Source organism: Aquibium carbonis (assembly GCF_003970795.1).
Classification (GTDB): Bacteria; Pseudomonadota; Alphaproteobacteria; order Rhizobiales; family Rhizobiaceae; genus Aquibium; species Aquibium carbonis.
Window position 1 is genome coordinate 1 of the sequence record NZ_RWKW01000047.1, and the last position, 25633, is coordinate 25633.

A 25633-nucleotide genomic window follows, 5' to 3' on the forward strand; every position below is an offset into this window, starting at 1 on the left:
GGCTTGCCGCGCAACGAGATCGGCAAAGCCCGGCGCGCCGTCGCGCGCGCCACGGCCGCCGCCCGCCTGGCCTCCCGCCGGGGCCACGGGCAAGGTTGCTAGGTCGATCATTTGGGCTTTTTCCCGGAAAGAAGACGGTCCACCTCGTCGAGCTTCGATCGGACCGAGGTCATGAGTTCGTTCGAAAGGACCTGATCCGCCGCGACGCCGCCGCCTTCGGCCGCCAGTTCCTTCAGCCCCGCGGGAAGGGCACCTGCCTGGGGCGGCTCGGGCTGATCCGCGCCCCGTTCGGCATCGGTTTCGGCAACGGCGTCGGTGACGTCGGTCTCGTCGGCCGCCGGAACGTCGCGACCAACCGGCTGCTGCGGCGGGTCCGGCGGCGCCAGCACTTCCGTCGCGATCGCCCGGGCGGCCAGAAGCAGGCGACGATCGCGGGGCGACAATTCGCCCGGATCGACGTCCTTCAGCCGTTCCAGCACTTCCTCGATGTTTTCCGAGGTGATGGAGGAGATCGCCTTGTAGAGCATGGCGCGCGGGTCGGCCCCCTGCTCGGTGCCCTGCATGGTCTTGCGGGCCTTTTCAGAGGCGAAAGCCGAACGGTCGATCTGGCCCTTGATCGTGCTGCGGCGCGCAAGGCGCAGATAGATCGCCTCCTGCTGCGCGGGCGTCATCAGCGAGACGATGGTGTCGATCTGCTTTTCGTTGATGTCGTCGTGGAAGGTGACGAGACCCTCCACGAAGGCGTCGGCGAACTCGCTGGCATAGGGCGAGCGCAGGAACCGGCGCGTGTACTGCTCGGCGAGCCGCAGGAAACGCTCGGGCCGGCGCATGGTGAGGACCAGCGGCATCGAGCGTCGCAGCGCCGCTTCCTCGACCAGCGTTCCCGGCGCCAGAAGCCGCGCCTGGTCCATCAGCTTGAGCGCTGCCGCCGGGGCCTTTCCGCCGATGATCGAGCCCTTGACCAGCGCGATGAAGGCGCCGGTGTCGTCGCGGCGGGCCATCGGGTCGATGGGATCGAGAATTTCGCCGGCCCGGACCAGCTGGCCGCGCATGTAGGCCAGTACGCCCCGGCCGACGACCGCGTCGTCGCCTTGCAGATCAAGGCGCGACAGCGACACCTCGACGGTGGTCGGGTTGCCACCGCTCATGGCCCAGACGAGCAGGGCGGAGAGATTGCGCGGGTCGTCGAAATCCTCCTTGCGGGCGCTGCGGAAGCGGGCGTCGGTTAGTTCCAGCAGCTTCTGCTGCATCGGCAGGGACGCATGATCGCCATTGGCGATCTGGTCCTGCACGATCTGGAGCGAGCGGACCATCTTGTAGGGCGCGATGTCGTCGGCCGCCTGCGCGGCCATGGGCAGGCAGGCACAAAGCAGCACCGAAGCGGCGCGCGCCCGCCAGTTCATCCCCTCGTCTCCAGCAGGATCTCGATGCGACGGTTGGTATCGGAATAGGGATCGTCCACGCTCTTGAGCTTGCGATCGGCATAGCCGGCAACCTCGCGAACGCGTTTCTCCTCCAGCCCGCCGCGCACGAGCATGTAATAGGCGGTGTGGGCGCGGGCGCTGGAAAGCCGCCAGTTGTCGTATTTGTCGTTGCGGAACGGGCGCGCGTCGGTGTGCCCGTTGATGATGATGGCGCCGGGCTTGCCGTTGAGGATCCCCGCCACCTTTTCCATCGCCAGCACGAGATCGCGGCGCGGCACCGCCGAGCCGATCTCGAACATGCCGTAGTCGAGCTGGTCGGTCAGCGAGATCATCACCCCGCGCTCCGTCGGCGTCACGGTGATGCCTTCGGTGATCTTCTCGCTGGCGCCGAACGCCTCGGCCAGTTCCGCCTTGATCTCTTCCGCGATCCGGGCGGCGGCGGGATCGATGCCGGGCTCGCCGGCCGCAAGCTTCTCGCCGCCGGTCTCGCCGGCATCCGCCTTGCCGCCCGGCTTCCTGCCCTGGCCATCGTCGGCCTCGCCCTGGTCGGCCGCGGCGGCACGCTTCACGACCTTGTCCGGATCGGTGAAGACGTCCGCGGCGAAGGGGTCGTCGTCGGGCGCCACGGCGACGAGACCGCTGCGCGGGTCCGCGCCCTCCGCCGGGTTCGGCACCTTCGGCTGTTCGAACAGGTCCGGCTCGCCGGGCTGATCCTGCTCGACCTGCTTGGACCAGAAGTCGGGCGCGAAGGGATCGCGGAAGGACTCGCCGCCGGAAGCGCCGGTGGCCGCACCAGACTGGCCGGCGCCGCCGTCGCCTTTTTCGCTGAGGTTCTGCAGTTCGCCCGTCTCCGCCGCGATCTCGGCCAGCACGGCATAGGGGTCGGTGAACAGGTTCTCGTCCGTCTGCAGCTCGACCTTTTCGCCGGCCTTGGAGCTCATTTCCTGGCCCTGGCCGGCGCTCGCCGGTCCCTTGGCGTCGTTGGCCGTGCTCTGCTCGTCGGGCTTCTCGCTCGACCCATCCTGGGATTCGGGGCCTGCACCCGCCTCGTCCAGCCCACGCCGGCTGGCGTTGCGATCGGTCAGCTTGATCGGGTTGAAGTAGCTGGCAACGGAGACCTTCGTCTCCTCGTTGGCGGCGTTGATCAGCCACATCACCAGAAAGAAGCACATCAATGCCGTCATGAAGTCGGCGAAGGCGATCTTCCAGACGCCGCCGTGATGGCCGTCGTGGTCGTCGCCGTGGCGTCTGACGATGATGATCTCTTCGACGTGACGATCCGGATCGGAGATGCTCATGGGAACGCCCCGGCGAGAGATTGCGACCAGTCGGACAGACGCGTTTCGTAAAGGCTCTCGTCGACGGCGACCTGCAGGTCGAAGTCCTGCGTCTCGGTGAACTCGACGCGGCCGGAATGTTCGCCGAGCCGGGCCTCCAGCATCTCGAACAGGGAGAGCGGTCCCCGCACGCGGATGCGGACGGCGCCGGAATCGCGGATCGCGGCGTCGATGACGGCGACGAGGCTGGCGACTGCCTTGCGCTGCAGATCCTCGGTCAGAACGGGCGCCAGGAGACGGGCGACGACGTCGGACGTGCAGGCGCTCAGGCGCTTCTCGAGGGCGGCGAACTCGTCGGCGATGCGCATGCCGGTGGCTTCCCCCGCCTCGCGCTGCAGGCGCTCCAGTTCCTCGGCATGGGCCTTGTCACGGGCGTCCAGCCGTTCGGCGAACTCCGCCTCCAGCCTTTCGGCCAGCGACGCTTCCGCGCTGGCCACCGCTTCGGCGACGATGGCGTCGATGTCGGGTGGCGGGGTAGGGGCCTCGAACGCGACTTCGGACGGGTCGAAGGCCGTATCGGCAAGATCGAAGGGCATGCCGGGCATGTCGTCGAAGCCCGGGGCTTCGTCGCCCGCCGGTCCGGAAAACGCAAAGGCCGGCATCTGCATGCCGGCGGACGCGGCGTCGCCGAAAGCGGCCGGCCGCGGCTTCGGCTTGCCGAAGTCGACCAGAAGATCGGCCAGCGTCGGCATCAGAGCGATGTCCAGTCAGACGGAACCATTCTAGCCTGCCATCGCCTCGCCGCCGACCCACTTGCGCAGGATCGCGGCCGTGCGTTCCTCGTTCAGTTCGACCATATGCGCCAACCGTTCCTGCGGGGCCGGACGCAGCCGCATCTTCAGCTCCTCCATGACGTCGCTTTCGCTGGGCATGCCCATGCCCATGCCCATCCCACCCATGCCGCCCATCCCGGCCAGGCCGGGGAAGCCGCCGCCATCGTTCCCGCCCATCCCGGCCAGCGGGTCGGGCAAGGCCATGTTGTTGAGCGGGGAATCGAAGGGCAGTTGCAGGTCTCCGAAGTCGGAACCGGCCACGCTTTCGCTCTTCGTCAGCGCGGCCGCCAGCGGGCGAAGGCCGAACCAGGAGACCAGGAAGGCGACGATGACGAAGGCCAGCGCATTGATCATCGATCCGGTGTACTGGCTGGCCGCCTCCAGAATGCCGGGCGACTCCAGTCCCTCCGCGGCGGCTTCCTCGACGAAGGAGAGCGCGGTGACGGAAACCTTGTCGCCGCGATCGCCGTCGAGGCCGACCGCGGTCGCGACCACGTTCTCGATCTCGGCCACGCGGGCCTGGAGCTGGTCGGCCGTCGCGCCGGCGCCGAGGGCGGCGGCGATCTGGTCGCGGTTGACCACCACGGCGATCGACAGCCTTGAGATCTGGTAACCGTTGCTGGTCGTGGCGATCCGCTTCGAGTTCACCTCGTAATTGGTGATTTCTTCGCGGCGCTCGCGCTCCTCTGCCGAGGTCGGGTTCTGGCCGGCCGCGCCGCCCTGATCGGGGATGTTCTGGTCCACGCCCACCGGCGTGGCGGCGCCGGTCTCGTTTGACGTGTTGTTCTCGCGGATGGTGCGGATCGACCGCTCGACCCGCGAATCGGGATCGAAGATCGTCTCCTCGATCTGGCGCGCGTCCGTGTTGACGACGGCCTTGACGCTGGCGCGGAAGTTGTCGCGCCCGAGGAAGGGCGCCAGCGCGCGGTAGATGTTGTCGGCGACCTGGCTCTCCACCGTTCGTTCGATGCTCATCGAACGGTTGATGGAGCTGTTGGATGGATCGTCGCCGGTCGCCAGAAGCGCGCCATTGGTGTCGAGCACGGTCACATTGTCCGACGTCAGGCCCGGAACGGCGGCCGCCACGAGGTGACGGATCGAGTTGGCGGTCCTGATCTCGTCCACGCCGCCCGACCGGATGACGACCGAGGCGGTCGGCTGCTGCTCCTCGCGGCGGAAGCTTGCCTGCTGCGACATGACGATGTGGACGCGCGCCGTCTTGATCCCGGCAATCGACTGGATGGTGCGGGCGATCTCGCCCTCCAGCGCCCGCACGCGGGTCACTTCCTGCATGAAGGAGGTGAGGCCGAGCGAGCCGACCTTGTCGAACAGCTCGTAGCCGGCATTGGAGCTGCTGGGCAGCCCCTTGTCGGCGAGGATCATCCGCGCGCGGCCGGTGAAGCCCGTGGCGACCATGACGCTCGTGCCATCCGACCCGACGTCGTAGGAGATGCCGGACTCCGACAGGACGACGCCGATCTTGGAAACGTCGTTGCGGTCGAGGCCGATGTACAGCGTCTCGGTGGCCGGCCTGTTCAGGTAGATCGCGCCGATGAGGATCGTCAGCACCACCGTGGCCAGGATGCCGCCCATGATGGCGAGCTTCCTGGGCCCCAGCGACAGGAGGTTGTCGGCGATTTTCTGAATCTGTTCCGGCACAGGCCACGGTCCCCGAATTGCAGGGTTCCGAACCTAGATGCTGAAGCTTGCGCGAAAATGATATCGGGCCGCCGCGCGAACGCGACGACCCGACTGGAGGTGCGTTGCCCGGTTGCCCGGGCTTCGCCGAAACCCTTAGCGGAAGAGCGACAGGATCGTCTGCGAATTGCCGTTGGCGATCGACAGCGCCTGGATGCCCAGCTGCTGCTGCACCTGGAGTGCCTGCAGGCGGGTTGATTCCTGGCTCATGTCGGCATCGACCAACGTGCCGACGCCCTTGCTGATCGTGTCCGACAGGTTGGTGACGAACTCGTTCTGCAGGCTGACGCGCTTCTTGGCGGCGCCGAGGTCGGCGGCGGCATCCGTCATCTGGCTGAGGATGGAGTCCACGGCGCGAACCATCGCGCCGATCTCTTCCTTGGTGTTCGTGCCGGTCAGCGCGATCTCGGTGCCGGTGGCAGCCGTCGTCGAGCTGGTGTTGAGCAGGAAGTAGTTGTCGGCGGTGCCGGTCGGGTCGGCCTGCAGCGCGTCGGCGTCGATGTCCTTGGTCAGGATGCCGTTGGCCGCGTCGTCCGACGAGGTCAGCGTGACGGCGTTGACGTCCACGTCGAGCGTGCCGATGGAGACGAAGCCCGAGGCATCGCGGGTGAAGGAGCCGACGATCGACTTGGTGCCGACGGCGCCGTCGTTCGCAAGCCAGTTCTCGCCCGAGAACGAAGCCGAAGAGGTGATGGAGACCAGCTGATCCTTGAGGGCGGTGATTTCCTTGTTGATCTTCGACTGGTCGACGCCCGGCTCGCTGGCGGCAACGAGCTTGGTCTTGATCTCGTCGACGACCTCGATCGCGGCGTTCATGCCGGTGTAGGCCGTATCGATCTTCGCCTGGCCCAGACCCAGCGCGTCCTTGACGGTCCCCAGCGCCTTGTTGTCCGAACGCATCGTGGTCGCGATCGACCAGTAGGCGGCGTTGTCGCTGGCTTCGCCGACCTTGAAGCCGGTCGAAATGCGGGTCTGAGTGGATTCCAACGCCTTGTTGGTGGCATTGAGGGCCTTGAGGGCCGTCATTGCCTGGACGTTTGTGTTGATGCTTGCCATGGGTGTCCCCTTACTAACGCTTGTACACGACATACCGGGCTGGACCGGTAAGACGGGGCGGCGTCATGCCTATCGGGCACCCCAGCGGGGCAAGCGATCCGTCCTGAAACGACAATGTCCCAGCGTTGTACCGCCGGGACATTGTTTTCCAGTTAAGTCGCTTAGTTAAGAAAGCCTTACCCGCGGAACAGGGACAGAATCTGCTGCGAGTTGCCGTTGGCGATCGACAGCGACTGAATTCCCAGCTGCTGCTGCACCTGGAGAGCCTGCAGACGCGTCGATTCCGCGCTCATGTCAGCATCCACCAGCCCGCCGACGCCCTTGTCGATCGTGTCCATGAGATTGGAGACGAAGGTGTTCTGCATGTCGATGCGCTTCTTGGAAGCACCGAGATCGGCGGCCGCGTCGGTCAGCTGGGTGAGGATGGAGTCCACCGCCCGCACCATCGCCGAGATCTCTTCACCGGTGTTGGTTCCCGTCAGTGTGATCTCGGTGCCGGTGGCAGCCGTCGTCGAACCCGTGTTGAGCAGGAAGTAGTTGTCCGCGGTGCCGGTCGGGTTGGCCTGGAGTGCGTCGGCATCGATGTCCTTGGTCAGGATGCCATTGGCCGCATCGTCCGACGACGTCAGTGTGATCGCATTGACGTCGACGTCGAGCGTGCCGATGGAAACGAAGCCCGCGGAATCGCGGGTGAAGGAGCCGACGATCGACTTGGTGCCGACGGCGCCGTCATTGGCAAGCCAGTTCTCGCCGGAGAACGAAGCCGAGGAGGTGATCGAGATGAGCTGTTCCTTGAGAGCGGACAGCTCCTTGTCGATCTTGAGCTGATCGACGCCCGGCTCGCTCGCGGCGACGAGCTTGGTCTTGATCTCGTCGACGACGTCGATGGCGGCGTTCATGCCGGTGTAGGCGGTGTCGACCTTGGCCATGCCGAGGCCAAGAGCGTCCTTCACGGTGGAGAGGGCCTTGTTGTCCGAGCGCATCGTCGTTGCGATCGACCAGTAGGCGGCGTTGTCGCTGGCTTCACCGACCTTGTACCCGGTGGAGATGCGGGTCTGCGTCGTTTCCAGCGCCTTGTTCGTCATATTGAGGGATTTGAGCGCCGTCATCGCCGACGCGTTGGTCAGAATACTACTCGCCATGGGAAATGTCCCCTACTCACTCACGCAACAAAAAACAGGGACATACCGGACTTACCGGTAGAACGGCACGGCGTCATGCCTTCCGGTCTGGCTCTTGTTCGCCCACCGGCCCGCTCTGTTAATCATGTTCTGGCAGGGAAAATTTACCAAACCGATAACTTGCGGGCCGGATTCGGAATAATGTGTCAACGAAACCTTAACGGCGCCCGGGCCGGGGCGTCAGTTGAAGGAGCGGACGAGACTGCCCACGAGCAGGTTCCAGCCGTCGATCAGAACGAAGAACAGGATCTTGAACGGGAGCGAGATCACGGTCGGCGGCAGCATCATCATGCCCATGGCCATGGTCACCGTGGCGACCACGAGGTCGATGACGAGAAAGGGCAGGACGATCAGGAAGCCGATCTCGAAGCCGCGGCGGATCTCGGAAATCATGAAGGCCGGCACCAGGATGCGCAGGTCCACCTTGTCGCCGGTGACGACGGTCTGGCCCCGTTCGCGCGCAAGGTCGGCGAAGAGGGCGAAATCCTGCTCGCGGACGTTGTTCAGCATGAAGGTGCGGAACGGATCGCTGATGCGGTCGAGCGCCTCCTCCTCGGTGATCTCGTTGGCGACCAGCGGCCTGACGCCGTTGTTCCACGCCTGGTCGAACGTCGGCGCCATCACGTAGAAGGTCATGAACAAGGCAAGGCTGATCAGGATCAGGTTGGCCGGCGTCGTCTGGAGGCCGATGCCGGCGCGCAGGATCGAGAAGGCGATGATGAAGCGGGTGAAGCTCGTCACCATGATCAGCAGGCCCGGCGCGATCGACAGCACGGTCAGCAGGCCGACGAGCTGGATGACGTAGCCGATCGTCTCGCCGGTGAGCTGCTCGCCGATCGGGCCGAGGCCGAGCTGCTGGGCCCTGGCCGCAACCGCGGTTCCCAGCAGGAAAAGGAAGCTGAGCGCGGCGCGTCTCATTCGAACAGCAGCGTCCTGATCATGAGCTGCGTGGCGAGACCGTCGCTGCGGATGCGCGCCCGTTCCTCGAGGTCGGTCTTGAGGTGGCGAAAGCCGCTGGCGCCCTGGACCTGCTGCAGGGTGACTGTCCGCATGTAGGCGAGGATGTCCTCATGGATCGAACGCACCAGCTGCGGGGGCGGGGGCGCGGTGAAGACGATCGCCAGTTCCATGCGCACCCAGATGTCGCGCGGCGCGGCGAGATTGGTGGTGACCGGCTCCAGCGGCACGAGGCGGGGGATCAGCAGGATGTTGCCGTTCTCGTCCCTTGCGACGCCGTCCTGTCCGCCATTGGAGCCCGAAGCGCTGGCGCGCGCCGCTTCCTCGGCCTCCACCGAACCGGGCAGCGGATCGACCTGGATCTTCATCGTCTCGGTGAGGTCGTTGCCACTCTGGTCGGAGTGAAGCGTGAGGCCCGAAAACCAGCCGCCGCCCGCTGCGGCGACGGTCAGCACGAGCAGCACCACGGCCTGAACGACCGTCGACGGCCCCTTCTTCTGCGTGCTGTCCGTTCCGTCGGCGGCCAATGCGATGGTTCCTCTCAGAACGGCGAGACGAGGTCGACGATCTGCTGACCGATCGGCGGCTGCTGGACCTCGGTGATCCGGCCGCGCCCGCCGTAGGAGATGCGGGCTTCGGCGATGCGCTCGTAGTTGATCGAGTTCTGCGCGCCGATGTCGGCCGGCCGCACGATGCCGGCGATGGTGAGGATGCGCATCTCGTAGTTGACACGCACCTCCTGGGAGCCCCGGATGACGAGGTTGCCGTTCGGCAGCACGTCGGTGACGACGGCGGCGACCTGGAGGCGGATGTTTTCCGAGCGCGCCGTCGCACCCGAACCGGCGCTGTTGGACTTCGACGACAGGTCGAGGTCGCTCGATCCGCCCGTGCCGATGCCATCCCATTCGAAGGCGCCGTTCACCCCGAACTTGCGGCTGGTCGTCCGCGACCGGTTGGAATCGTTGTTCAGCGTCGCCTTGTCGTTGATCGAGATGTTCACGGTCATGATGTCGCCGACCGTCAGGGCGCGGGCGTCCTTGAAGAGCTGGCTCTGCTCGTCGTTCCACAGCGAGAAGCGCTTGACAGGCCTCGAGGGCGGCTCCGGATAGGCGTGAGCGGTCACGGCGGCGGATTCGAGGCCCGATCCCACCGGCGACAGGGCGGGCGCGCGGCCGACTTCCCGCAGTTCTCCGGCGCAACCGCCGAGCATCAGGCAGCCGAGTATGATGACGAATGAGCGGTTCATGTCGGATCCTCGGATTTCGCGACGTCGGCGATGATGCTGGTCAGCCGCGCGGCCGACCGGCTGTCCATCTCGTTCAGGATGATGCCGGCCTGGCGCGAGTTCAGCTTGAGAAGGATGGCCGCGGCCAGGTTCTCGTCCAGTTGCGACATGCGCTCGGCGGCCGCGTCCGGGCGCATGCGCGAATAGATGCCGACGACGCTGTCTTCGGCGCGGTTGATGACCTCGTTGCGGCGCGCGAGCCATTCCTCGTATTCGGCCCGCTTCGTCTCCAGCGCGGCGATGCGCTCGTCGATCTCGGCGCGCAGATTGTCGAGTTCGCGGGTCTGCACGGCGTAGCGGCGGTCGCGCGCGGCATCGACGATGTTGGCGCAGAATTCGCGGATTTCGTCGGTGACCTGACCGGGCAGGTTCTGCGCGGCGGCCAGCGTGCCGGTGGCGGCGAGCGTCGCCATGCCGATGCCGGCGGCGGCCGAAGCGCCGAGAAGGAAGGTGGCGGCGGTCCGGGCCAGGCGGGCGGGGGCGGACATGGTGCGCGCGCTCACTGGAACACCAGTTCGGCCTGCAGCGCGCCGGCCGACTTGATGCCCTGCAGGATGGCGATGATGCCGTCCGGCTTGACGCCGATGCGGTTCAGCCCTGCCACCAGCGTCTGGAGGTCGGGACCGTCCAGCATCGCGACCTGTCCGCCACTCTGATCCGCCTCGATCACGGTCGAGGGCTCGGTGGCGGTTTCTCCGCGAGAGAAGGGCGCGGGCTGGACGACCTGCGGCTGCTCGGTGATCCGCACGGTCAACTGACCGTAGCTCACCGCCACCTGCGCGATCTTGACATCCTGGCCGATGACGATCGTGCCGGTCCGTTCGTCGACCACCACGCGGGCGGGCGTATCGGTGGCGACAAGCAGGTTCTCGATCTCGGCGACGAAGCGCGCGGCACTGACGCTGGCCGGCCGCTTCACAAGGATGGTGCGCGAATCCTGCTCGCTCGCGGTCCTGTTGCCGAAACGGCTCGCCGTGTAGTCGTTGATGATGTCGGTGACGCGGATGGCGGTCGAGAAATCGGGATTGCGGAGCTGAAGTGTCAGCACCTCGTCGTCGTTGAAGCGTGCCTCGATCTGGCGTTCGACGATGGCGCCGTTGGGGATGCGGCCAGCGGTCGGCACGCCCTTGGTCAGCGTTTCGGCCTGCCCCTGCGCACTGAAGCCGGAAATGAAGACGGGGCCCTGGGCGACGGCGTAGATGTCGCCGTCGGGCGCACGCAGCGGCGTCATGACGAGCGTGCCGCCCTGCAAGGAGGTTGCGTCGCCGAGGGAGGACACGCTGACGTCGATGCGCGCGCCCGACTGGACGAAGGCCGGAAGCGTCGCCGTGACGATGACGGCCGCCACGTTGCGGGCCCGCGCCTGCCCGCCTTCCATGGCGATGCCGAGGTTCTGCAGCATGGCGCGGATCGACTGTTCGGTGAACGGCGAGTTGCGCAGCCCGTCGCCGCTGCCCTGCAGGCCGATGACCAGGCCGTAGCCGATCAGCTGGTTGTCGCGCGCCGTCTGGATCGTGGCGATGTCCTTGATGCGCGAGACCGGTCCGACGACCGTCGGCAATGACGAAGGCCCGGCGGCGATCTCGATGCGGTAGTTGACGTCCTGACCGATGCCGGCCTGGTTCTGGCCGACGGGGCGTGGCGGAAAATCGGCGGCGATCGCCGGCGCGACCGCGAAGCCTGTCGCGACGAGGACGCGCAGGGCCAGGAGGCGCAGCATCAGTTGCCCACCCTCACGGTGCCGTTGGCCAGCACGATGCCGCTGAAGACGGTGCCGCTGTCGGCATTGCGTACGCGGATCATGTCGCCGATGGAGCCGGGCTGAAGGGGGATCGCCATGGTCGTGATGTGGAGCCCGTTGTGGGCGAAGTTGACCTCGACCGGCGAACCCGCCTCCACGACATAAGCCTCGCGGACGGAGCTCAACGGGATGAAGCGGCCTGGCAGGAGCGTGCGCTTGGCCACCTTGCCCTCGATGTCCTCGGCCACGTAGGCGATCTCGGTGGTCACCCGCGCCGGATTGCGCAGCTGCACTTCCGTCAGCGCCCCCGCGTCGATGGTCTCGCCCGGATAGATGACGCGCTTTGGAATGATCGCCGTGTCGGCGGCCGACGCCATGGTGGCCAGCCCGCCCACGAACAGGGCGGCGGCGACGATCATGTGGAGCGCGCGCGTCATGAGGCCCTACCGGATGCTTTGCGAGACGACGCCGGCCATTTCGTCGGCGGCCTTGATCACCTTCGAGTTCATCTCGTAGGCGCGTTGAGCGGAGATCAGGTCGGTGATCTCCTTGACCGGATCGACGTTCGAGCTTTCGAGATATCCCTGTTCGATCGTCGCGTAGCCCGGATCGCCGGGGACGCCGACATTGGCGGCGCCGGAGGCTTCGGTTTCGCGGAAGAGGTTGTCGCCCAGCGGGGAGAGGCCGGCTTCGTTGGCGAAGGTCGCCAGCGTCAGCTGGCCGAGATCCTGCAAGGCGGCCTGGCCATCGACGCGAGCGAAGACCTGGCCGGACTTGTTGACGATGACCTCCACCGTTTCCTGCGGGACGACGATCGCCGGGATCACGTTGAAGCCGTCGATGGTGACGAGCTCGCCCTCGGCATTGGTGTTGAAGGCGCCGGAGCGGCTGTAGAGCGTGGCGCCGTCGGCGCCCTCGATCTGGAACCAGCCCGGGCCCGTCAGCGCGAGGTCGAATCGATTGCCGGTCGCGGCGAGCGCGCCCTGCTGATGGACGTTGCGCACCGCCGAGGTCTTCACGCCGAGGCCGATGCTTGCTCCTTCGGGGACGATGCTCTGGTCGGCCCGGTTGGGGACGCCCTGAAGTCGCTCGGTCTGGTAGAGCAGGTCGGAAAACTCCGCCCGCGCCCGCTTGAAGCCGGTGGTGTTGATGTTGGCGATGTTGTTGGCGATGACTTCCAGGTTGAGCTGCTGGGCGTTCATGCCGGTGGCGGCGATGGCGAGTGCTTTCATGGTGCTGGTCCTCAGATCGCCATACGGCTGACTTCGAGATAGGCGGTGACGATCTTGTCGCGGATCGAAATCGCCGCCTGCAGCGTCTGTTCGGCGCTCATGACGGCGTCGACCACGTCGCGTGCCTGGACGTTGCCGCCTTCCAGCGCCGTCATCGAAACCGATTCGGCCTGGCTGAGCGTGTGGATCGTGCGGTTTGCCGCTTCGGCCACCGCGCTGGAGAAGTCACTGGCGGACACGGACGGCTGCGCAGCCGCGAGGGGGCCGGTCGCGCCGCCGAAACGCTGCGGGCCGGACAGGGCGTCGAGGGCACCGAGACCGCTGATCATCACTGTGCCCTCATCAGATCGATGGTCATGGAGATGAGCTCGCGCGCCTGCCGCACCACCTGGAGATTGGCTTCGTAGGAGCGGTTGGCCTCCGTCATGTCGGCCATCTCGATCAGGACGTTGATGTTGGGCAGCTTGACGAAGCCGTTCTCGTCGGCGGCCTGGTGGGTCGGATCGTACTCGACGGGAAACGCCGAGGCGTCCCTGTCGACGGCGTTGATCCGGACATAGGTCCCGCCGCTGTCTGGATCGAGGGCGGAAACGAAGGAGACGGTCTTGCGCTGATAGGGATCGGCGCCGGGGGTGCGGCCGGTCGACTGCGCGTTGGCAAGGTTTTCGGACACGATCCGCAGGCGTTCGGACTGGGCCTTGAGGCCCGAAGCCGCGACGCCGACGGAGAGGGCGAGGGGGTCGATCGTCATCTCTACCTCGAAGCCAGCATGACCATGCGATGGAAAGCCTTCACGACCGCGGTGTTCAGTTCCATGCCGCGGCGAACCTCGCCGGCCTTGACGAGCTCTTCCTCCACGGACACGGAATTGCCGGACGTCGAGACGACGGGCGACGAATCCTCGTGGATGCCGAAGTCGCCGCCGGCCGTCCCGAACGAGATGTGGCCAGGCTGGGTCGACGCGACGGTCAGCGACCGGTCGGCCACGAGATCCTTGAACGGCTGCACGTCGACGGCGCGGTAGCCGGGCGTGTTGATGTTGGCAACGTTGCCGGCCACCGCCGACTGCCGCACGGACAGCCAGCGCGCTTGCTGGGAGGCGAGGTCAAAGAGACTGACGGGCTGCATGAAGATTCCCCTTCTGAAGGGAATCATAGGGAGCCAGTCTTGCGTGGAACTTGCGCGGGGCCGCAGGCCCGCCTTGCGGTCACTCGGCCAGTTCGACGACCTGGTCGCGGCTGGTCTTGAGGCGCCATTTGCCGTCGACGTTGTCGATCGACAGGACGCGGGAACTGTCCGGCAGGACGGACCCGCGCTCGACGACGAAGAAGCCGTTGGCGTCGCTGATCATGGCGCGGCCATTGGCGACGTGGACCAGCGTGAAGCGCGGCGGCGTCCCGGGAAAGGGCTGGGTTTGCGGGCCCGGGTCCGGAGCATCGAATTCGACCGAGCCGACGACGGTGCCGGTCGCCACGTGGTCGAGGGGGAGGGACGCGAGATCCTCTGCGGTCGCCGGGGACGGACGCCACTGGACGCGGGGCGTGTAGAACGGCCCCGACAGGTCCGATCCCGTCGGGGTCTGCTCGAACCGGACGGTGGCGTAGCCGAACTGGTCCTGATGCATGAAGACATACCAGGGGAAGGTCGCGGCGGCAGCGGCGAGGCCGACGCCGACGCCGACGAGCACCGCGTCGGTGACGCTGAAGTCCTTCTTCTGCCAGAAGCGCAGCTGGCGCGGCTCGTGCGCGATGTCCATGCCGGGCAAGGGAGGGATCGGCTGGTCGCGCGAGGCACGGCCGAACCAGGACCGCCAGTCAGCCATCGGGCTTCTCCTGTTTCTTCAGATGGCGCGCGAGTTCGGCGAAGGGGTCGGCGACCGGACCATCCTGTGGCGACTGCACCAGCGCGTCGTAGATCAAGGGCACCTGGCGCACGGCGGCGTCGAGGTCGGGGTCGGCACCCTGCTGATAGCCGCCGAGCAGGCGGATGTCGCGGGTCTCCTCGTAGCGTCCGATCAGGGCGCGCAGCCGCGTGACGAGCAGGCGTTCGCCGTCGTTCCAGGCCCGATTGGCCAGCCGCGAGACGGAGGCCAGCGGATCGACGGCCGGATAGCGGCCCTGTTCGGCGATTCCGCGGCTGAGCACGATGTGACCGTCGAGGATGCCGCGCACCGAATCGGCGACCGGATCGTTGTGATCGTCGCCGTCGACCAGCACCGAGATGATGGCGGTGATGGAGCCGGCGCCGGTCGCGCCGGGACCGGCGCGTTCCAGGAGCCGCGGCATGTCGGTGAAGACGGAGGCGGGATAGCCGCGCGCCACCGGTGGTTCGCCGGCGCCGATCGCCACCTCGCGCAACGCATGCGCGAAACGGGTGATGGAATCGATCACCAGCAGGACGCGGTCGCCGCGGTCTCGGAAGTATTCCGCCACCGACATGGCCGTGCCGGAGGCGCGCTTGCGCATCATCGCGCTTTCGTCGCTGGTGGCGACAACGGCGATGGTCTTCTTCATCGCCTGTTCGCCGATCGTGTCTTCCAGAAATTCGCGCACCTCGCGGCCGCGCTCTCCCACGAGCGCCACCACGACCGTGTCGAACGCATGGGCGGCGGCCAGCATGGCGAGCAGGGTCGACTTGCCGACGCCTGACCCGGCGAAGACGCCCAGGCGCTGGCCGAAGCACAACGGGGTGAAGAGATCGATCACCTTGACGCCGGTCTGGAACGGCTGGTCGACGCGCTGGCGCTTCAGCGCGTTCGGAATGCCATTCGCGAGGTCTGTGCCGTTGCGGAGCGGCGAACCCTCGTCGACCGGCCGGCCGAGCGCATCGACGACGCGGCCGCGCCAGCTCGCATCGGGCGACACCTGGAACGGACCGCGCAGGTAGACGGGATCGGCGACGCCTGCGTCCGCCGACTGATCGAAGGGGGCCACCAGAATGTCGCGTTCGGTGATCTGGACGACCTCGCCGGTCTTGACGCCTGGTCGTCCGTGGTGCTCCACGACATCGCCGAGCCGCGCCGCCGCCGAGAGACCGCGCACCCGGTAATGTGTCGGCGACACCTCCGTGATGCGCCCGCCGCGTCGCAGGAGTTCCTTGTCGGTGCCCGCCTCGAGATAGATGCGCTCGAGCAGTTCGAGCGAGGCGGATCCGCCGCCCGCCGGCTGCGGCTGGGTCGGATGGCCCGGCGTGGCTGGCGCGTACTCCTCCTCGAGCATGCGGCCCTCAGCTGCCGAGGGCCTTGACGGCTTCGCCCATCGTCCTGTCGCTGGCCTTGATCAGGGCCGTGGCGTTCTCGAAGGACCTCTGCACCATGATGAGCTGCGTCATTTCCAGGACGGGATTGACGTTGGACTGCTCGACGAAGCCCTGCACGACGCCGACATCGATCTGGTCGACGACCGGCTCGGGCGGCGTGGTCGGGATCAGGCCGGAATTGCCGAAGCGCGTGAAGTTCTCGCCGGGCGTGAAGGCGAACAGGCCGATGGCGGCGATCGGCTGGCCGTTCTGGCGCAGCATCCCGTCGGCGGAGGCCTCGGGCGGGCCCTCCTGCGGATTGAGCTGGATGGCCGCGCCGCCAGCGTCGAGCACGGCATAGCCCTCCAGCGTGACGAGGTCTCCGGTCTCGCGCATGGTGAAGCGGCCGTCGCGGGTCATCACGGTCCCGACGGGGGTTTCGATGCCGAACCAGGCCTCGCCGCGCACGGCGAAGTCGAGCGGGTTGCCGGTCTGCGTGAACCCGCCGGCCTTGCTCGACAGGTAGGTGCTGCCCGGCGAGACGAAGGCGACCTTTCGGTCGCCCAGCGCCGAGACGACGTCCTCGAACTTCACCTCGGTCGAGCGGAAGCCGACGGTGTTGGCGTTGGCGACATTGTCGGCGATCGTGTCGAGACGCTTCTGAAGCGCGACCTGGGCGGAGATGGCGACGTAGAGACCTGACTGCACGATCCGCTCCTCAGGCTTTCAGCTGCTGCATGGCCAGGAGCAGGTCCGTCGAGATTCCGAACGAAGCGGGCTTGCTGAACAGGATGCTGACGTTGGCGACGCCGGTGTTGGTCTGGTTCTCGACGTCCCACATGCTGGTGAAACGGGTGATCAGCTTCGACAGCGCCTCGGGGTCCTTGAGATCCTCGATGTCGATGCGGGTCTTCAGGATGTCCACCTGCTTGTCGATGTCCAGCATGGCGAAGGAATCGGGCAGGCCGAGCGTGGTGCGCACGACCTTTGCCAGCGCGGTGTCGGCGAGGATCTCGTACATGTTGGTGATGCTCGGCGCCTTGCGCTCGAAGTAGAGCGCCAGGCGCACCGCCTCGTTCGACGATCCCGCATCCTCTTCCATGGTCTGGCGCATGTACTTGTCGACCGTGCCCTGCTGGGCGCGGGTGAAGACGGTGGCCGTCTCGCCGTGACGGGCGAAATTGAAGCTCTCGACGAAGTCCTTGTAGCGCTTGTCGCTCAACGAATTGGCGAAACTGTCGTCCGCGTCGACGCCGCCTTCGAGCGCCTTGACCATGAATGCCTTGGCGTAGGTCATGTCCTCGAGGCCGTGGGCCTTCATCGCATAGGCGAACAGCCGACGATCGCCGACGAACTCGTCGATCGTCTTCACCTTGCCGATGTTCTCGAGGTAGTATTCGGTCTCGCGCTTGACGAAAGGCTGCTGTTCCACGCGCTTGAGCGAGAGGTTCAGGTCGCGTGTGATCGAGGCGTAGCTGACGTAGGTGCTGACCAATTCCGGTCTCCGAAGGGAGGTCGTCGGATTGCACGATACGTGTGATTCCTTGCCCGAACCTTTCGCGCGCCGGGGCCGGCCTCGTCGCGGGCAGGACGCCAACAAGCTTCACACAAGGCAGGGCGTCTATCCCGTGCAGGCAAGGCGTGCCGCATGGAGGGGCTGAGTTGGGGATTCTCATCGGACTGGTCGTGACGTTCGGCTGCGTGCTGGGCGGATACATGGCCATGGGCGGCAAGATCGGCGTGCTCTGGCAACCTTGGGAGTTCGTCATCATCCTGGGTGCGGCCATCGGCGTGTTCCTGATCGCGAATCCGATGAAAACGGTGAAGGACACCGGCAAGGCGCTGCTGGAATCGTTCAAGAACGCCGTTCCGCAGGAGCAGGACTATCTCCAGACGCTCGGCGTGCTGCACAGCCTGATGCGGGAGCTGAAGACCAAGTCGCGCAGCGAAGTGGAAGGCCACATCGACAATCCCGAGGAATCGGCGGTGTTCCAGGCCTATCCCATCGTCCTGAAGAACAAGGACCTCACCAATTTCATCTGCGACTACTGCCGCCTCATCATCATCGGCAACGCCCGCTCGTTCGAGATCGAGGCGCTGATGGACGAAGAGATCCAGACCATCCGGCACGACAAGCTGAAGCCATACCATTCGCTGACCGCGATCGGCGACGCGCTGCCGGCCATCGGCATCGTCGCGGCGGTGCTCGGCGTCATCAAGGCCATGGGTGCGCTCAACGAATCGCCCGAGGTGCTGGGCGGCCTGATCGGCGCGGCGCTCGTGGGTACTTTCGTCGGCATCTTCGCCTCCTACGGCGTCGTCGGGCCGGTCGCCACCAAGGTGAAGGGCGTGCGCGAGAAGAAGAACAGGCTGTTCGTGATCGTCAAGCAGACGCTGCTCGCCTACATGAACGGCGCGCTGCCGCAGGTGGCGCTCGAATTCGGACGCAAGACGATCTCGGCGCATGACCGGCCGTCCATCGACGCCGTGGAGCAGCAGACGCTCAACACCCACATGGACAAGGCGGCCTGACGATGCAGGAGGCCGCGATCAATCCGTCGCCGTCGTCGGGGGCCTCTTCGATCATCGAGAGGCTCATCGGCGCGACCGGCGAACCGGAGGTGGTCGTGAAGGCCGGACGAACGATCGCCGAGCGGATCCTGAAGCCGCTGCGCGCCAGCCTGGAAGATGCCGCCAGCGAAGCGGTGCCCGTGGAGATCGAGGACGTGGCCGTCGAGCGCACGACCGAGCTGCTGGTGGGCGCCGGCCAGCACGACGCGCTGACGGTCGGCGCCTCGCAGACGTCGCCCGACGCGTTCTCGATCCGGCTGGAGGCCAAGGCGATCGCCGTTTTGGTCAACGCGCTGTTCGGCGCCGAGGCCGAAGTGGCCGCCGGCGGGATCGAGCGCGACCTGTCTCCGGTGGAGGTGGAGGTGGCCAACCTCGTCTGCCGCCTGCTCGCAGTCGCCTACAATGGCTTCAACGGTCCGGCGCAGCGCATCAAGCTGCCGCTGCCGGCGGTGGCATCCGGCGATGGCCTGAAGGAGTTCGCCGTGCGCGACGGCCCGGGGCTTCGGATCGACTTCGCCGTCGGCGCCGAGGCGGAGCGTGGCCGCATCTCGGTGTTCATGCCGCAACGGATCGTCCTGCAGCGCGGCGGGGAGGATGCGTCGGACCCCGCGCAGGCCGAGGCGCAGTCGGCGGAATGGGCGGCCAAGTTCAACGAGGAGGTCATGCGTGCCCGGGTGACGCTGCAGGCGACCCTGTCGGTGGGGCGGATGACGCTCGGCCAGGTCGCCGCGTTCCGGCGCGGCCAGGTGATCGAGCTCTCGCGCACCGCGCCGACCGAGACCCGCCTTTCGGCGCGCAACAAGCAGCTCTTCGTTTGCGAGTTCGGGCGACTTGACGAAAACTACACGGTGCGAATCAAAACGCCGGTGGCCGAGAGCCAGGACATCATCGACGGGCTCGTTTCCCCGTGACGCCGATGACGGGTCGGCCGAGCGGCATGGAGTGACGGTATGAGCAAGGCCACAGCCCAGACGTCGGGCGAAGAAGAACTGGACCGCGCGATCAACGAGTTGCGCGGCGTGCTGAAGGAGGATGCGAGCCCGCTGGGCGCGGCCTCGTTCGGCGCCGACATGCCGTCCTTCGGCGATGACGTCTCGTCCTTCGGCGCGCCCGCCTTCGACGCCTCGGGCATGCCGCCGTTCGGTTCGCCGGAGACGCCGTCCTTCGGTGGTTCGGCGATACCCGATTTCGGCGAAGATGCCGGCCCGGGCGCCCAGAACTCCGGCATCATCATGACCATTCCGGTCGACGTGCAGATCGTGCTCGGCAGCGCCGAGATGCAGGTCTCCGAACTGATGGCGCTGCGAAAGGGCGCAACGGTCGCGCTCGACCGCCGCATCGGCGAACCGGTCGACGTGGTGGTGAACGGTCGCAAGGTCGCGCGGGGCGAGATCACCGTGCTCGACAGCGACCCGACCCGCTTCGGCATCCGTCTCACCGAGATCATCTCCGCTGGAAAGATTGGCTGACCGAACGATGGACTTCGGAATCGGATCCATTGACGAGCCCTCTTCCTTCACGGCGTCGTCGCTGACGGCTCCGCAGAAGGCGGCCGCCATCCTGGTGGCCATGGGCAAGCCGGCGGCGGGCAGGCTGCTCAAGTTCTTCAAGCAGGACGAGTTGAAGGCGCTGATCGAGGCGGCGCGGATGCTGAAGACGATTCCGCAGGGCGAACTGGAGAAGATCATCGCCGAGTTCGAGGACGAGTTCGCCGAGGGCGCTGGCCTGATGGATTCGGCCGCGACCATGGACAAGATCCTGAGCGAGTCGCTTTCGCCCGAGGAAGTCAACGCCATCATGAACCACGGCGTCGCCAGCGGCGAGGTGGAAGCGCCGCCTCCGGTCTGGCCGGCGATCGAGGCGCTGGAGCCGGCCCGGGTTGGCACCTTCCTGGCGGGCGAGCATCCGCAGACGGCGGCGCTGGTGCTGACCAACCTCGCGCCTGCCGCTGCCGCCAACGTGCTGCTGACGCTGCCGAAAGCGCTGCGCGGCGACGTGGCCAAGCGCATGGTCACGATCGGAAACGTGAAGCCGGCGGCGCTGCGAATCGTGGAGAACCAGCTTCGCACCCGCCTGCTTGGCGACACCGGCGCGAAGTCGGCCACCATCGGCCATGCCCGGGTCGCCAACGTGCTCAACGAACTCGACAAGTCGCAGCTCGACGAAATTCTCGCGGACATGGAGAGTGCCGGGTTCTCGGACGTGAAGGCGATCAAGGCGCAGCTGTTCTCGTTCGAGGACCTGCCGATGCTGGATCAGCGCTCGCGACTCTCCCTGTTCGACGGCCTGTCGACGGAAGTCGTCACGCTGGCCTTGCGCGGCGCCGACAAGGCGATCGTCGAAGCCGTGCTGACGGCCGTCGGCGCGCGGGCGCGGCGGATGATCGAGGCGGAGCTCGCGGCCGATCCGGGCAACATCCAGCAGGCCGCCGTCATCCGCGCGCGGCGCGAGATCGCAACGACCGCGATCCAGATGGGCAAGGACGGTCGCATCACCATGCCAGCAGCCAAGGAAGCGGCCTGAGCCGCGACGGCGTCAGCCTTCCAACCAGCATGAGCCGAGGGCTGCGCCGTGGCCGATGAGCCCGACAAGGAAAGCAAGACAGAACAGGCCAGCGAAAAGAAGGTTCGCGATGCCGTGGAGAAAGGCAATCTGCCGTTCTCCAAGGAAGCGCCGATCCTGGCCACGCTGGTCGCGATGCTCGTCTTCGCGCTGTTCTTCGCCTATGATTCGATCGTGCGCCTGGGCATCTTTCTCGCGATGTTCCTGGAGCGCCCGCACGAATGGAGCCTGGCCACCTCCGCGGATGCGATCTCGCTCTACCAGATCGTCTTTCTGGAGATCGGCCGCGCGATCGTGGTCGTGATGGCGTTGCTGGTGGCGGCAGGCGTCGGCGCCTCCGTGATGCAGAACATGCCGCGTCTGGTCGGCGACCGCATCATTCCCAAGGCGAACCGCATCTCGCCGATGGCCGGCTGGAAGCGCCTCTTCGGCATCAAGGGCTTCGTCGAATTCCTGAAATCGGTGGGCAAGGTGCTCTTCGCCGGCGTGTTCCTCTCCTTCGCGCTGAGCGACGTCCATCTTCGCCTGCTGGAGGGGATGCTGATGCTTCCCTCCGCTTTCAGCATGCAGATCCGCGACATCGTGGTGGACCTCGTCCTTGGCGTGGTGATCGCCATGGCGCTGATCGCGGGCGTCGACCTCCTGTGGACCCGCTACCACTGGATGGAAGAGCTTCGCATGACCAAGCAGGAGGTCAAGGACGAACACAAGCAGGCGGAGGGCGACCCGATCCTCAAGGCGCGCATGCGATCCCTGGCGCGCGACCGCGCCCGCCAGCGCATGATCGCGGCGGTGCCGCGCGCGACGCTCATCATCGCCAACCCCACCCACTATTCCATCGCACTGCGCTATGTGCGCGAGGAGACCGCCGCGCCGATCGTCGTCGCCAAGGGCCAGGATCTCATCGCGCTGAAGATCCGCGAGGTCGCGGAAGAACACGGAATTCCGATTTTCGAGGACGTGACGCTGGCCCGATCCATGTTCAAACAAGTTTCGGTCGATAGCATGATCCCGCCGCAGTTCTACCAGGCGGTCGCAGAACTCATCCGCATCATCCAGGGCAACCGCAAAGCCCCGAAGGCAGGCACCTCAGTTTCATGAATCGGCAGCCGCATTCTTCCGCACGCGAGATCATCGTAGCCAGCGTCCTGCGCGAGGTCGTCTCGGAACTCAGGCTGGTGGACGTTGCCGACTACATCGCGTTCATCCGGCTGGAGCAGCACGGCAACCTGGCCGACCTCGTGGAATCGGCCGCCGAGCTCTATCTCATGCCGGGGACGCTGGGCTTCGGCCATGGCGGCGACATCAACGTGGGCTGGACCGGCGAGCCGACGATCACGCTGGACCTGCAGCTGAAACCGCGGGGGGCGACGATCTACTTCGCGCTGAAGATGTCGGCGCTGAAGGCCAGCATCGAAGTCAACTACGTCTCGTTCGACGATCCGTCGCCCGATCCGGCCGAGAACACCCGCTTCCTGGCCCACGCCCTGGAAGCGAGCCGCCTGCAGCGCAGCGCGCCGGTGGCCATGCGCGGCTGATTCCGAGGGGCTTCAGTCGATCAGTCCGAGCCGCAGGGCCTTGGCCACCGCATGCATGCGGTTGACCGCGTTGAGCTTTTGCGTGGTGGCGGTCAGGTACTGGTTGGCGGTGTGGATGGACAGGCCGAGCGCGGCGGCGATCTCGTCGCTGGTCTTGCCCTGGGCGGTCAGCCGCAGGCACTGAAGTTCGCGCGTCGACATCGTCGGGACTTCGCCGGTCTGCGAGAGAAGCATGCGCGCCACCGTGCCGAAGAGTGCCATCGCGCGGACATGAAGGTCGCAGACAAGGGCGTCATCGGCGCCGATCTCGGCGCCTGCCAGCACCACGAAGCCCTGAGCGCCGTCCTCGGCGAAGGCCGGCAAGGCCAGCCCTGGAAGGTCGGGCGTCAGCGGCGGCGTCTCCCGACCCAAGGCGAGCAGCGGGAAGGCCGGGCAGCGGTCGCGCTCGGCTTCGCCGCGCCACCACAGCGGCGTCATGGATCGCCCGGCCGCGGTCAGCCAGGTCACGCCGCGATCGCCGCACAGCGTGCGCGAGAGTTCCGAATTGCGCGGGAACTTGCGGTCGAAGCAAAGCGCCAACGCCGGCTTCGGCGTCGTTCGCGACAGCAGGAAGACGCCGTAGTAGCTGGCGCCGACATCCACCGACATGCGGCGGACCTGGCGGACGACGTCGAGGAGCAGCCCGACATTCGCCGAGGTGACGACGAGGCCGCGGCCCGCCAGTTCGATCCAGGTGCCCTCCGTCGTCCAGGCGGGCATCGTCAGATCATCCCGGCGCGGATGGCGGACGCGATCGCCATGGCGCGGTTGCTGGCCCCGACCTTGCGGATGGCATGGTTGAGATAGCTGTTGACGGTGTTGGCGGTGACGCCGAGGATCATGGCGACTTCACCGGCGGTCTTGCCCTCCGCGACCCAGTGCAGGCATTCGCGTTCGCGCTCGGACAGCGTGTCGGCGGAGATGTCGTCGAAGAGCCCTTTCGGCGCCCGAGACAGAAGATAGCAGCAGGCGAGCCGGGCCAAAGGAAGCGCGGCCTGGTCGATCGAGCCGGCCAGTGGGCTGGACAGGAAGAGATGGCAACGGCGCCAGGCATCGCGAACCGGCAGCACGTGGACCTCGGCGTGTCCAAGCCTGTGCAGCCACGACCGCGCCGCCCCTTCGGCGTTCGCGGTGGCGTTGCCGCGCGGGGCGGCGCCACCGGGCTGGATGGAGGCCTCGGCCGATGCCATCGCCTGGGCGTGGCGCTGCAATTCGTCCGCGCCGATCTCCTGCACGGTGTCGTAGACCCAGTTGCTGGCCACGACATGGGGTGCGCTTTCGCCTCGCACGTGGCGCTCGAGCAGGAGAAGGTGATGCGAAGCGCCGGTTTCGGCGGCAATCAGGCCCAGGCAGTGGCGGAACTGGGCGCTGCTTTCGACCGCGGCGATGGCGGCGAGCGTTCCGCGCGAGAGTTTTGGACGCGCCAGCATCAAGGTCGAGCCATCGATCCGCAAGCCGGGTCCGGACGCAGATCAAGCGCTTTCGCGCGCGCCGGGGTGCAACACCTGACCGCGATACGCATCGAATCATCGGACATGTCCAACGAATTCCATGCCAATGGTGAGGGGTCAAGCAGTCTCTATGCCTACACATTGGCGGCACGAGGGCGCTTTTCGTCACTCCGACGTCGGCATGCGGCAGGAAACGACGTCGCCAGGGGTGGCGAGGCTCTGCAGGGCGGCGACCGGCCTGCCCTCGATGCGGCCGAGCACCGCCTTGGCGACCTCGCGCCCGGCCAGCCTGAAATCCTCCTGCGATATCCACAGTTCCGGCCGATACCAGCGCAGCAGTCGCGACGACTGCTTCGACACGACGTCGACTTCCCGGCCGAGCTTGAGGCCTGCTTCCTCGATGCCGGCGACGAGCGCGAAGGTGGCGCCGCCGCTGGCCACCACAAGCCCGTCGGGCCTGTCGGCGCGGCGCATCAGCCGTGCCGTCTTCGAGCGGATGACGTCGATCGGATCATCGATGGAAATGCCGTTCCAGGCCACTTCCGTGGCGTCGAGTTCCTGCACGGCGTCCGAAAAGCCTTCGAGCATGTGCTGGTGGTAGGTGAGGTCCGGCGGCGGCGGCAGGAGGGCAAGCCGGCGGCGGCCGAGTTCGACGAGCTTGTGGACCGCCGCCGCCGCGAAAGCGCGGTTGTCGAAATCGTGGAAGGGATGGGCCTCTCCGGTCGCCGTGCGGCCGTGGGTGGCGAAAGGAAAATGATGCTCGAGCAGGTAGGCCACGCGCGGATCGTTTGGCTCGGTGCGCGACAGGATGATGCCGTCGGCCGAGCCGGTCTCGACGACGTATCGCACCGGGTCCATCGGGTCGTTGCGTCGCGAGTAGGGCGTCACGATCAGGTGGTAGGGCGTGTCGGCGATCGTCTCGGAAATGCCGTAGATCATGTCGGACACGAAGCCGGTGAGATCTTCCCCGGTGTCGAGAACGAGGCTGATGACGTTGGTCTTGCCGGTGCGCAGCCGCACGCCGGCCCGGTTCGGCCGGTAGCCGATCTGCTTGGCGACGAGCCTGACACGGCGTTTCGTTTCCTCGCCGATTTCCGGCGCATCCTTCAGCGCGCGCGAGACGGTCGTGACGCCGAGGCCGGTCATGAAGGCAATCGTCTTCAGCGTCGGACGGGCGCCTTCGGCCGGTGCGGACTCGGAGCTGGTATCTGGACTGTCCATCGGCTTCGCCTATCAGCCCCCATTGCGGCTGGCAACATGGCTGGAGGGGACCAGGAGAAGCCACCTGCCATGCAGAGGCTGTAACGTTACAGAAATTTCACGAGCCGGGCGAGGGGAAAGAATGCGCGGAAGGTTGGTGCAGCAGGCCCGTGGAGCGGCGAACCGCCGGACACGGCTTCCGGGGATGTGCGGCAGCTAAGGAAATGCTGCATTGCAGCGTAGTCCGTGCGCGAATGCATTAGTTCGGCGCTCGAAAAAAAGCGCGCCGCGGTCGTTTTCCGGATTGCCTCCCTTTTTGGCTTCCCGTATGGTCCGACCTGTAACGTTTCA

Annotated in this window: 29 protein-coding genes; 6 read left to right on the forward strand and 23 right to left on the reverse strand. The window is 66.6% G+C overall.

Features of this window, described 5'->3' with window-relative positions:
* Window positions 1-107 precede the first annotated feature (107 nt).
* From EJC49_RS13425 to EJC49_RS13520, 20 genes are all read right to left on the reverse strand, one after another.
* On the reverse strand, window positions 108-1403 hold the full coding sequence (locus EJC49_RS13425; protein ID WP_126700448.1) for a chemotaxis protein MotC: 1296 nt from the start codon (window positions 1401-1403) through the stop codon (window positions 108-110).
* On the reverse strand, window positions 1400-2722 hold the full coding sequence (locus EJC49_RS13430) for a MotB family protein (protein WP_126700449.1): 1323 nt from the start codon (window positions 2720-2722) through the stop codon (window positions 1400-1402). Before EJC49_RS13430 ends, EJC49_RS13425 begins: the two co-directional genes overlap by 4 nt.
* Window positions 2719-3453: a hypothetical protein gene (locus tag EJC49_RS13435; RefSeq protein ID WP_126700450.1), complete on the reverse strand. Its 735-nt coding sequence runs from the start codon at window positions 3451-3453 to the stop codon at window positions 2719-2721. The genes EJC49_RS13430 and EJC49_RS13435 overlap by 4 nt, the downstream gene beginning before the upstream one ends.
* A 30-nt stretch (window positions 3454-3483) precedes the next feature.
* Window positions 3484-5193, reverse strand: coding sequence for a flagellar basal-body MS-ring/collar protein FliF (fliF, locus tag EJC49_RS13440; RefSeq protein WP_126700451.1), 1710 nt, complete (start codon window positions 5191-5193; stop codon window positions 3484-3486).
* Window positions 5194-5328: 135 nt separating this feature from the next.
* Window positions 5329-6288: a flagellin N-terminal helical domain-containing protein gene (locus EJC49_RS13445; protein WP_126700452.1), complete on the reverse strand. Its 960-nt coding sequence runs from the start codon at window positions 6286-6288 to the stop codon at window positions 5329-5331.
* Between the two features lie 176 nt (window positions 6289-6464).
* On the reverse strand, window positions 6465-7430 hold the full coding sequence (locus EJC49_RS13450) for a flagellin N-terminal helical domain-containing protein (RefSeq protein WP_126700453.1): 966 nt from the start codon (window positions 7428-7430) through the stop codon (window positions 6465-6467).
* A 219-nt stretch (window positions 7431-7649) separates the two neighbouring features.
* Complete coding sequence (gene fliP, locus EJC49_RS13455) at window positions 7650-8387, reverse strand: flagellar type III secretion system pore protein FliP (protein ID WP_126700454.1); 738 nt, start codon at window positions 8385-8387, stop codon at window positions 7650-7652.
* Window positions 8384-8953, reverse strand: coding sequence for a flagellar basal body-associated FliL family protein (locus tag EJC49_RS13460; RefSeq protein WP_126700455.1), 570 nt, complete (start codon window positions 8951-8953; stop codon window positions 8384-8386). Before EJC49_RS13460 ends, fliP begins: the two co-directional genes overlap by 4 nt.
* A gap of 14 nt (window positions 8954-8967) precedes the next feature.
* The gene (gene flgH, locus EJC49_RS13465) at window positions 8968-9672 is read right to left on the reverse strand and encodes a flagellar basal body L-ring protein FlgH (protein WP_126700456.1); all 705 of its coding nucleotides are present in this window, start codon (window positions 9670-9672) and stop codon (window positions 8968-8970) included.
* Window positions 9669-10199, reverse strand: coding sequence for a MotE family protein (locus EJC49_RS13470; protein WP_126700457.1), 531 nt, complete (start codon window positions 10197-10199; stop codon window positions 9669-9671). Before EJC49_RS13470 ends, flgH begins: the two co-directional genes overlap by 4 nt.
* Window positions 10200-10210: 11 nt before the next feature.
* The gene (locus EJC49_RS13475; protein WP_126700458.1) at window positions 10211-11431 is read right to left on the reverse strand and encodes a flagellar basal body P-ring protein FlgI; all 1221 of its coding nucleotides are present in this window, start codon (window positions 11429-11431) and stop codon (window positions 10211-10213) included.
* A complete protein-coding gene (gene flgA / locus EJC49_RS13480) occupies window positions 11431-11889 on the reverse strand; it encodes a flagellar basal body P-ring formation chaperone FlgA (protein WP_126700459.1) in 459 nt (152 codons plus the stop codon). The genes EJC49_RS13475 and flgA overlap by 1 nt, the downstream gene beginning before the upstream one ends.
* A gap of 6 nt (window positions 11890-11895) precedes the next feature.
* Window positions 11896-12684 carry a flagellar basal-body rod protein FlgG gene (gene flgG / locus EJC49_RS13485; RefSeq protein ID WP_126700460.1) on the reverse strand — a complete coding sequence of 263 codons (789 nt, stop codon included), beginning with the start codon at window positions 12682-12684 and terminating at the stop codon, window positions 11896-11898.
* An 11-nt stretch (window positions 12685-12695) separates the two neighbouring features.
* Complete coding sequence (fliE, locus tag EJC49_RS13490) at window positions 12696-13013, reverse strand: flagellar hook-basal body complex protein FliE (RefSeq protein WP_126700461.1); 318 nt, start codon at window positions 13011-13013, stop codon at window positions 12696-12698.
* Window positions 13013-13435: a flagellar basal body rod protein FlgC gene (gene flgC, locus EJC49_RS13495; protein ID WP_425358815.1), complete on the reverse strand. Its 423-nt coding sequence runs from the start codon at window positions 13433-13435 to the stop codon at window positions 13013-13015. The genes fliE and flgC overlap by 1 nt, the downstream gene beginning before the upstream one ends.
* A gap of 2 nt (window positions 13436-13437) precedes the next feature.
* On the reverse strand, window positions 13438-13812 hold the full coding sequence (flgB, locus tag EJC49_RS13500) for a flagellar basal body rod protein FlgB (protein WP_126700462.1): 375 nt from the start codon (window positions 13810-13812) through the stop codon (window positions 13438-13440).
* Window positions 13813-13891: 79 nt separating this feature from the next.
* Window positions 13892-14506, reverse strand: coding sequence for a hypothetical protein (locus EJC49_RS13505; protein WP_126700463.1), 615 nt, complete (start codon window positions 14504-14506; stop codon window positions 13892-13894).
* Window positions 14499-15902, reverse strand: coding sequence for a flagellar protein export ATPase FliI (gene fliI / locus EJC49_RS13510; RefSeq protein WP_126700464.1), 1404 nt, complete (start codon window positions 15900-15902; stop codon window positions 14499-14501). The genes EJC49_RS13505 and fliI overlap by 8 nt, the downstream gene beginning before the upstream one ends.
* Before the next feature lie 7 nt (window positions 15903-15909).
* A complete protein-coding gene (gene flgF, locus EJC49_RS13515) occupies window positions 15910-16629 on the reverse strand; it encodes a flagellar basal-body rod protein FlgF (RefSeq protein WP_126700465.1) in 720 nt (239 codons plus the stop codon).
* Window positions 16630-16639: 10 nt separating this feature from the next.
* Window positions 16640-17416 carry a DUF1217 domain-containing protein gene (locus tag EJC49_RS13520; protein ID WP_126700466.1) on the reverse strand — a complete coding sequence of 259 codons (777 nt, stop codon included), beginning with the start codon at window positions 17414-17416 and terminating at the stop codon, window positions 16640-16642.
* Window positions 17417-17583: 167 nt separating this feature from the next.
* Between EJC49_RS13520 and motA the strand changes: the two genes are divergently transcribed.
* The 6 genes from motA to EJC49_RS13550 are packed head-to-tail and all read left to right on the forward strand — an operon-like array spanning window position 17584 to window position 22592.
* Complete coding sequence (motA, locus tag EJC49_RS13525) at window positions 17584-18453, forward strand: flagellar motor stator protein MotA (RefSeq protein ID WP_126700467.1); 870 nt, start codon at window positions 17584-17586, stop codon at window positions 18451-18453.
* Between the two features lie 2 nt (window positions 18454-18455).
* A complete protein-coding gene (locus EJC49_RS13530; protein ID WP_126700468.1) occupies window positions 18456-19403 on the forward strand; it encodes a FliM/FliN family flagellar motor switch protein in 948 nt (315 codons plus the stop codon).
* 39 nt (window positions 19404-19442) lie between these two features.
* A complete protein-coding gene (fliN, locus tag EJC49_RS13535; RefSeq protein ID WP_126700469.1) occupies window positions 19443-19961 on the forward strand; it encodes a flagellar motor switch protein FliN in 519 nt (172 codons plus the stop codon).
* Between the two features lie 7 nt (window positions 19962-19968).
* Window positions 19969-21015, forward strand: a complete 1047-nt coding sequence (locus EJC49_RS13540; protein WP_126700470.1) for a flagellar motor switch protein FliG — start codon at window positions 19969-19971, stop codon at window positions 21013-21015.
* A 48-nt stretch (window positions 21016-21063) separates the two neighbouring features.
* Window positions 21064-22155, forward strand: a complete 1092-nt coding sequence (gene flhB, locus EJC49_RS13545; protein WP_126700471.1) for a flagellar biosynthesis protein FlhB — start codon at window positions 21064-21066, stop codon at window positions 22153-22155.
* Entirely contained in the window at window positions 22152-22592 is a 441-nt protein-coding gene (locus EJC49_RS13550) for a hypothetical protein (RefSeq protein WP_126700472.1), read from the forward strand. The genes flhB and EJC49_RS13550 overlap by 4 nt, the downstream gene beginning before the upstream one ends.
* Before the next feature lie 12 nt (window positions 22593-22604).
* Here EJC49_RS13550 and EJC49_RS26205 read toward each other — a convergent pair whose 3' ends face one another.
* The 3 genes from EJC49_RS26205 to EJC49_RS13565 all read right to left on the reverse strand — a co-directional run bounded on the left by EJC49_RS26205 (window position 22605) and on the right by EJC49_RS13565 (window position 25303).
* Window positions 22605-23351: a response regulator transcription factor gene (locus EJC49_RS26205; protein WP_210211798.1), complete on the reverse strand. Its 747-nt coding sequence runs from the start codon at window positions 23349-23351 to the stop codon at window positions 22605-22607.
* Window positions 23352-23353: 2 nt separating this feature from the next.
* Window positions 23354-24085: a helix-turn-helix transcriptional regulator gene (locus tag EJC49_RS13560; RefSeq protein ID WP_126700473.1), complete on the reverse strand. Its 732-nt coding sequence runs from the start codon at window positions 24083-24085 to the stop codon at window positions 23354-23356.
* A 162-nt stretch (window positions 24086-24247) separates the two neighbouring features.
* The gene (locus EJC49_RS13565) at window positions 24248-25303 is read right to left on the reverse strand and encodes a LacI family DNA-binding transcriptional regulator (protein ID WP_126700474.1); all 1056 of its coding nucleotides are present in this window, start codon (window positions 25301-25303) and stop codon (window positions 24248-24250) included.
* Window positions 25304-25633: the final 330 nt, after the last annotated feature.

Bases quoted from the DNA above. Each gene is read 5' to 3' on its own strand.
- EJC49_RS13425 (WP_126700448.1), bottom strand. From the start codon at position 1,403: ATGAACTGGCGGGCGCGCGCCGCTTCGGTGCTGCTTTGTGCCTGCCTG.
- EJC49_RS13430 (WP_126700449.1), bottom strand. From the start codon at position 2,722: ATGAGCATCTCCGATCCGGATCGTCACGTCGAAGAGATCATCATCGTC.
- EJC49_RS13435 (WP_126700450.1), bottom strand. From the start codon at position 3,453: ATGCCGACGCTGGCCGATCTTCTGGTCGACTTCGGCAAGCCGAAGCCG.
- EJC49_RS13445 (WP_126700452.1), bottom strand. From the start codon at position 6,288: ATGGCAAGCATCAACACAAACGTCCAGGCAATGACGGCCCTCAAGGCC.
- EJC49_RS13450 (WP_126700453.1), bottom strand. From the start codon at position 7,430: ATGGCGAGTAGTATTCTGACCAACGCGTCGGCGATGACGGCGCTCAAA.
- fliP (WP_126700454.1), bottom strand. From the start codon at position 8,387: ATGAGACGCGCCGCGCTCAGCTTCCTTTTCCTGCTGGGAACCGCGGTT.
- flgH (WP_126700456.1), bottom strand. From the start codon at position 9,672: ATGAACCGCTCATTCGTCATCATACTCGGCTGCCTGATGCTCGGCGGT.
- EJC49_RS13470 (WP_126700457.1), bottom strand. From the start codon at position 10,199: ATGTCCGCCCCCGCCCGCCTGGCCCGGACCGCCGCCACCTTCCTTCTC.
- EJC49_RS13475 (WP_126700458.1), bottom strand. From the start codon at position 11,431: ATGCTGCGCCTCCTGGCCCTGCGCGTCCTCGTCGCGACAGGCTTCGCG.
- flgA (WP_126700459.1), bottom strand. From the start codon at position 11,889: ATGACGCGCGCGCTCCACATGATCGTCGCCGCCGCCCTGTTCGTGGGC.
- flgG (WP_126700460.1), bottom strand. From the start codon at position 12,684: ATGAAAGCACTCGCCATCGCCGCCACCGGCATGAACGCCCAGCAGCTC.
- fliE (WP_126700461.1), bottom strand. From the start codon at position 13,013: ATGATCAGCGGTCTCGGTGCCCTCGACGCCCTGTCCGGCCCGCAGCGT.
- flgC (WP_425358815.1), bottom strand. From the start codon at position 13,435: ATGACGATCGACCCCCTCGCCCTCTCCGTCGGCGTCGCGGCTTCGGGC.
- flgB (WP_126700462.1), bottom strand. From the start codon at position 13,812: ATGCAGCCCGTCAGTCTCTTTGACCTCGCCTCCCAGCAAGCGCGCTGG.
- EJC49_RS13505 (WP_126700463.1), bottom strand. From the start codon at position 14,506: ATGGCTGACTGGCGGTCCTGGTTCGGCCGTGCCTCGCGCGACCAGCCG.
- fliI (WP_126700464.1), bottom strand. From the start codon at position 15,902: ATGCTCGAGGAGGAGTACGCGCCAGCCACGCCGGGCCATCCGACCCAG.
- EJC49_RS13530 (WP_126700468.1), top strand. From the start codon at position 18,456: ATGCAGGAGGCCGCGATCAATCCGTCGCCGTCGTCGGGGGCCTCTTCG.
- fliN (WP_126700469.1), top strand. From the start codon at position 19,443: ATGAGCAAGGCCACAGCCCAGACGTCGGGCGAAGAAGAACTGGACCGC.
- EJC49_RS13540 (WP_126700470.1), top strand. From the start codon at position 19,969: ATGGACTTCGGAATCGGATCCATTGACGAGCCCTCTTCCTTCACGGCG.
- EJC49_RS13550 (WP_126700472.1), top strand. From the start codon at position 22,152: ATGAATCGGCAGCCGCATTCTTCCGCACGCGAGATCATCGTAGCCAGC.
- EJC49_RS26205 (WP_210211798.1), bottom strand. From the start codon at position 23,351: ATGCCCGCCTGGACGACGGAGGGCACCTGGATCGAACTGGCGGGCCGC.
- EJC49_RS13565 (WP_126700474.1), bottom strand. From the start codon at position 25,303: ATGGACAGTCCAGATACCAGCTCCGAGTCCGCACCGGCCGAAGGCGCC.